Origin of the sequence: Kitasatospora sp. GAS204B (genome assembly GCF_029892155.1) — a bacterium.
GTDB lineage: Bacteria > Actinomycetota > Actinomycetes > Streptomycetales > Streptomycetaceae > Kitasatospora.
On record NZ_JARZAG010000066.1, the window covers coordinates 1 to 6,047 of the forward strand.

At 65.2% G+C, this 6,047-nt stretch carries 3 protein-coding genes; all 3 read right to left on the minus strand.

Going from position 1 to position 6,047, the window contains the following annotated elements:
* Positions 1–858: 858 nt before the first annotated feature.
* The 3 genes from P3T41_RS36715 to P3T41_RS36725 all read right to left on the minus strand — a co-directional run bounded on the left by P3T41_RS36715 (position 859) and on the right by P3T41_RS36725 (position 5,702).
* Complete coding sequence (locus tag P3T41_RS36715) at positions 859–2,406, minus strand: FG-GAP-like repeat-containing protein (protein ID WP_280695003.1); 1,548 nt, start codon at positions 2,404–2,406, stop codon at positions 859–861.
* A 42-nt stretch (positions 2,407–2,448) separates the two neighbouring features.
* A complete protein-coding gene (locus P3T41_RS36720) occupies positions 2,449–3,708 on the minus strand; it encodes a VCBS repeat-containing protein (RefSeq protein ID WP_280695004.1) in 1,260 nt (419 codons plus the stop codon).
* Between the two features lie 998 nt (positions 3,709–4,706).
* Positions 4,707–5,702, minus strand: a complete 996-nt coding sequence (locus P3T41_RS36725) for an AraC family transcriptional regulator (protein WP_280695005.1) — start codon at positions 5,700–5,702, stop codon at positions 4,707–4,709.
* Between the last annotated feature and the right edge of the window lie 345 nt (positions 5,703–6,047).

Sequence of the window (6,047 nt, forward strand, 5' to 3'; positions counted from 1 at the left end):
ACTCGGCATCCGTCACATCAAAACGCGCCACACCCGAGTTCTACCAGCAGCCAGCACCACAAAGAGATCCAAACCCCAGACAGCTCCTAGCTGACACCGCCACGCCGAGCTGGCAAATACAAAGTGACATAACCGAGACAACCCCCTGGGGCGGGCCCAGGCTCCAGGGCTGATGCGTTCCCAGCTGGCGGGATGAGCCGGTTCGTCGGTTCTAGGTGCTGATGAGCGGTTTACCGGAGTGGAAGCAAGGGATGCGACGCCAGATGATCAAGGCTTCTGAGACCAAAGATCGTCCTGGAGTCGCGCCCACGTGCCATCCTCCCTGATCAACGTCCTCGCACGGGATGACGTCCAGGAGCTCCTCCGAGCTGAGGCGGGCGAGGCGCTGCCAGATGATGATCCTGGAGGAGAGCATCGGTTCCTTGCGCAGGGTCTGGTAGCAGCATTCTCCGCCGACGAAGACGATGGCGAGCTGGGTGTAGGGGTCGTCCCAGAGGCAGCGGACGTAGCCAGCTGGTCGCTGGAGAGCCACTCGGTCTCGTCCAGGACGAGGGCGCGGAGACGGGTGGCGGGTTCGGTCTTGAGGAGGTGGTCGAACTCGCTGGCGTAGCGCGGGGGCTGGCCCGGCAGTGAAGACCCACGAGTTCACATGTGCTGTGGACGCGGCAAAGGGCCCGGCCGTATGGCGGAGCCCTTTCCTGAGCGGCCTGGAGATGTGCTGTAGTGGCCGCTGGGGCCCTACGTCCACCCTGGCACCCGTCCGGGGCTCTGGCGGAGCGTCAGGGCTGACGTGCTTTGCTGCATCTCGGGGCCGGCTCTTGAATCCGCTGGTGGCGGTAGCCGGCTGGGCAGCAGTTGTCAGGCGCCGGCGGCGATGCGGCCGTAGTCGATCCAGCCTCCGTGGCCGTCTCCGCCGTTGTTGACAAAGGCGTTGACGGAGCCGTCGGAGTTGGTGAGGAGGTAGTCCGCGCGGCCGTCGCCGGTGATGTCCGCGAACACGACGGCGTTCTGGTCGGTCGTGAGGCCGGTGGCGATGTGTCCGTAGTTGATCCACCCGCCGTGCCCGTCACCACCGTTGTTCTGGTAGGTGGTCACGGAGCCGTCGGGGTTGATCACGCTGTAGTCGGCCTTGCCGTCGCCGTCGATGTCCGCCAGGCGGATCCGGCTCAGGTCGCCGGTCAGCCCGCTGGCGATCTGCCCGTCGTCGACCCATCCTCCGGAGGTGTCCCCGCCGCGGTTCAGGTAGGCGTGGATGCCGCCGTTGCCGTCCAGTACGCAGTAGTCCGCGCGGCCGTCCCCGTCGATGTCCGCGAACCGCACCCGACTCGCATCGGTGGTCAAACCGGTCGCGACCTGGCCGATGTCCTGCCAGCCCCCGTGTCCGTCACCGCCCTTGTTCAAGAAGACGTGCACCGAGCCGTCCCCAGCGATCAGGATGTAGTCCGCCCGGCCGTCCCCGTCCCAGTCCGCGAACCGCACCCGACTCGCATCCGTCGTCAGACCGGTCGCGACCTGGCCGATGTCCTGCCAGCCCCCGTGCCCGTCCGTGCCCTTGTTCAGGTACACATGCACCGAACCATCAGGATTGATGATCCAGTAGTCCGCACTGCCGTCCCCGTCGAAATCCGCCCACCGGACACGACCCGTCCCCGCCTCCGTACCCGCGTGGTGTGCGGCGGGGCGATGCGCGAGTCCGTCGGTGAAGGCCTGGTCCAGGCCCTGGAAGAAGACGCCGGCCATCCGGTTGTACCCGGCGTCGTTCGGGTGCAGGCCGTCGTTCATCTCGGTGGATGTCAACGCCGGAGGCTCCAGGTAGCGGAACTTCTGCCCGGACAGCGTCCCGAACTGGAGCGCCTTGATGTCGGCGTTGTAGGCCTGGGCCGCGAACTCGAGGTTCGGGGTGGTGGGTATCAGCCCCTGGACCAGGACGGTGACACCCGGCCGGTCGGCGAAGATGCGGTTGGCCAAGTCCGTGAACGCGGCGGCTGCGCGGTCCGCCGACACCTGTGTGTCGCGGGCAGGGTCGCGGTCGAGGTCGTTGATGCCGATGTGGAGCAGCACGACGTCGGGGGTGGCGGCGGACAGCCAGCCGTCGATGCCGGAGCGGATGTCGGCGACGCGGTATCCGCTGTGGCCCTCGTTGTCGGGGTCGGGCACGTTCCCGAAGCTCTGGGAGCCGACGTAGTCGACGGTGTAACGGGACTGTCCCGCGATGGTGTTCCACAGCGGCAGGCGGTAGCCCGCGCCGGTCGTGCTGCCAACGCCGGCGGTGATGGAGTCACCCAGCGGCATCACCCGTAGCGGAGGAGCAGTGGGAGGCGTCGCCGCGTGTGCGGCCGGGGCGGTGAGGAGGTGGCCGGAGAGGATCGCCAGTGCGGCGAGTGAGGCCCATGCGAAGCGCTTCATCGGTGTTGTTGAGGCTTTCGTGATGGTGGTGGGCAGCAGATGTCAGGCGCCGGCGGCGATGCGGCCGTAGTCGATCCAGCCTCCGTGGCCGTCTCCGCCGTTGTTGACAAAGGCGTTGACGGAGCCGTCGGAGTTGGTGAGGAGGTAGTCCGCGCGGCCGTCGCCGGTGATGTCCGCGAACACGACGGCGTTCTGGTCGGTCGTGAGGCCGGTGGCGATGTGTCCGTAGTTGATCCACCCGCCGTGCCCGTCACCACCGTTGTTCTGGTAGGTGGTCACGGAGCCGTCGGGGTTGATCACGCTGTAGTCGGCCTTGCCGTCGCCGTCGATGTCCGCCAGGCGGATCCGGCTCAGGTCGCCGGTCAGCCCGCTGGCGATCTGCCCGTCGTCGACCCATCCTCCGGAGGTGTCCCCGCCGCGGTTCAGGTAGGCGTGGATGCCGCCGTTGCCGTCCAGTACGCAGTAGTCCGCGCGGCCGTCCCCGTCGATGTCCGCGAACCGCACCCGACTCGCATCGGTGGTCAAACCGGTCGCGACCTGGCCGATGTCCTGCCAGCCCCCGTGTCCGTCACCGCCCTTGTTCAAGAAGACGTGCACCGAGCCGTCCCCAGCGATCAGGATGTAGTCCGCCCGGCCGTCCCCGTCCCAGTCCGCGAACCGCACCCGACTCGCATCCGTCGTCAGACCGGTCGCGACCTGGCCGATGTCCTGCCAGCCCCCGTGCCCGTCCGTGCCCTTGTTCAGGTACACATGCACCGAACCATCAGGATTGATGATCCAGTAGTCCGCACTGCCGTCCCCGTCGAAATCCGCCCACCGGACACGACCCGTCCCCGCCTCCGTACCCGCGTGGAAGTTGTGCCCGCCACCGATGAGCTGCGCATGGGCGATGTTGCTCTCGGCGGGTGGAGTGAAGTTGTCATCGATAGAGCCGTCGCTACTGGCCCGGTACGTGACGCCGGGGTTCTCTGGCAGGTAGACCCTCGGTGATTCGCAGTAGAAGGTTAAGGCGCAGGATCCGACCTTCCCGACGAGGCCGCTGTTCCCGTTGTCGCCCGACAGGCCGACGTCAGGGTTCAGAATGCTCTTGTTCCCCCCGCACTTCATGATGGCGTAGGCATAGATCTGCCCGCTGTCACGACCCATCACCACACTGTTGACACAGTTCGGGGTGGGGATGGGTCCTGCCGTGAACGGTGCACCGTAGGCGGTGGTTTCGGCAGCCGCCATCGCAGTAGAGGTGAACAACGCTGTCACCGCACCGGCCGCCACCAAGACAGCCCGCAAACTCTTCCGCATCATAATAGTTCTCCGTTTCAAGACTCGCGGCCCGGATAGGATGCAAATTGCGCACTGCATCTTTCCCCCGGACCGCCGCATTGCGATAGCAGAATTGACGCCGGATCTGTTTCCGACCAATCAGGCGTCGATGACCGTGTGCAGGTAGGGGCATTGCGGCGAAGAAGGCCGCCCAGATGAATTGCCCCATCCGATCCAAGGCTCGTCCATGTTCCCCCAGGGAGAACTAACACCGAATGATCAACCGCTCCACACAATTGAGGAAGATCAGAACCAAGCCATGGACTAGCCTTCGCCATCTTCGAACTCGCTGGTCAGAGGGCTGGCGTGACGGTCTGTCGCGGGGCTCGTGCTGGTCGTGGGCGGGAGTCCCGGCTGCGGCGCGGGCGGCAACGGTGCATTCACGGCGGGTGCCCGTGCCTGCCCCGGCGCGTCGCAGCAGCGTGTCCAGGGCTCTGGCCAGGGCCAGCTCGTGGGCATCGCGGTCACCGGAACGCGGCACGGTGTGGACGGTGTGGCGCCAGACGGAGTCGGTGAACGGCAGGCCCACCTCGGTGGCATGGATCCAGGGCACCTCACCCGGCCGAGGGGGTTGCCGACGCTGCCGCCCCCGCCGCCGCCCCGGGGTTGGTCGGTGACAGGATTGTTGCGGCGGCCAACGCCATCAGGCCGATGGTGAGATGTGTCTTGCGCATGGGTGTCCCCTGAAGGGTGATGGGTGATGTAGGCGTGCCGGACGACACGCCGAGGCGTTCCGCTTTTCCTCTCTGTAGGTAGGGCTGATCTGCAGCAGCCACGCGGAAGTCCTCCGGACGACAGATGAAGCGCGGGGACTGCGAATTGCGGCAGGTGTGCGCGGCAGCCAGCGTCTCGATCCGGCCCCCGCATCGAGGTACAGCCTCTAGGACAGTCGACCTCGCAGCTATCCACTTTGGAGCGCGCGCAGTGCACGTTTTCGGATAGTCAACAGGCGGGCGCTTCCGCCGCCGGGACGTACTTCGTCACAGGCTTCCGTTCAGTGTCTGTGACGGTTGCTGCCCGTAGGTGCGCCGGTAGTCCGCGCTAAAGCGGCCGAGGTGGGTGAAGCCCCAGCGGCAAGCGATGTCGGTCACCGTGCCAGCTGCTCTGTCGCGAGCGGCTGCGCTCAGGTCGCGGTGGGCGTAGTCGAGGCGCACGCTCTTCAAATATGCCAGAGGACTGGTGTCCAGGTGAGTACGGAAGCCTTCTCGCAGCGTGCGCACGCTAACCCGCGCGGCTTGCGCGATATCCGCGACCGAAATTGGCTCATGCGCATGCTCGGCGCAGAAGTTGGTGGCTCGGCGCAGCGCGCTCGGCAGTAGGGCGGAGCCGCGGTCCGCTGTCGCCTTGCTCAGCGAGTGGGGTTGGGCGTCGAGAAGGCTGTCAATCAGGAGATTTTCGAAGTGTTGCCTTCCCAGGAGTGAGCGACGACTCAGCGGCGACTGGGCAAAAGAGTTGAACGACCACGCCAGCTCTAGCCAGGATTGTACGACGGGGTCTCGCTCGTCGAGCACGTGGCTGAAGCGCAGGGATCCTGTCGGAAGGTCACCCAGTCGTACAGCGACAGCCTGCTCGATTGCCCGGGCAGGAATGATGAGTATTCGGTTCAGAGCCTCGGTATTCCAATTCATCGATACCTGGTCCCCTGGTCCAGTAATGCTGAGCGTGGATGTCAGCGGGGCGTCGCCCACCACTACGGTCCCGCCGCCAGATATGGGAAGTTGGATATTGTAGAAGTCGGGCAACTCTCCCGGGTGCACGCTGACATCAGCGCCGTACCCAAGCTCGTAGAGCGTTACGAGACCATCGTGGAAACATCGGAACGACCCCTTGATCTGTTGCTTTCCGATTACCGTAAGGCGATGCGGAGAGAGATGGTCAGTTACAACCTCGTGGAGCCGCTCAACGCTGCCCCCCCGATACAAGAGAGCCGGGTCACTCTCGATGCCACCTTCAGGCAGCTCATCAATTGTCAGCACAGTATCCCCATATGGTGTTTCGTAGCGGGGCCGAGAGATGCCCTCAAGAGGCAGCTCTCAAGGCTAGGCCTGAGTCGTTCGAGCTTGATCCCCCGAATGTCTCGATGATTATGCGTCAACTTTCAATGCGGGTTTGACGTTGCCGCACCTCCCAGGGGTGCGCGGGTACGTCCCAGGGCGCAGGCCATTGCTTTGGGACGCTGACCTGAGAGGGCATCTGATGTGAGTAGTTTGTCCTTGATGCCCTAGATGTGCATCTGCCGGAGCTTGGTTACATCCGGGTCTGGGTCTTCTGCTTGAGGCGTTCGTACGGTGTCTGGCCGCCGAGAGCGCCGTGTGGGCGGT

Coding starts and splice junctions, on each gene's coding strand:
- P3T41_RS36715 (WP_280695003.1), bottom strand. CDS start 2,406: ATGAAGCGCTTCGCATGGGCCTCACTCGCCGCACTGGCGATCCTCTCC.
- P3T41_RS36720 (WP_280695004.1), bottom strand. CDS start 3,708: ATGATGCGGAAGAGTTTGCGGGCTGTCTTGGTGGCGGCCGGTGCGGTG.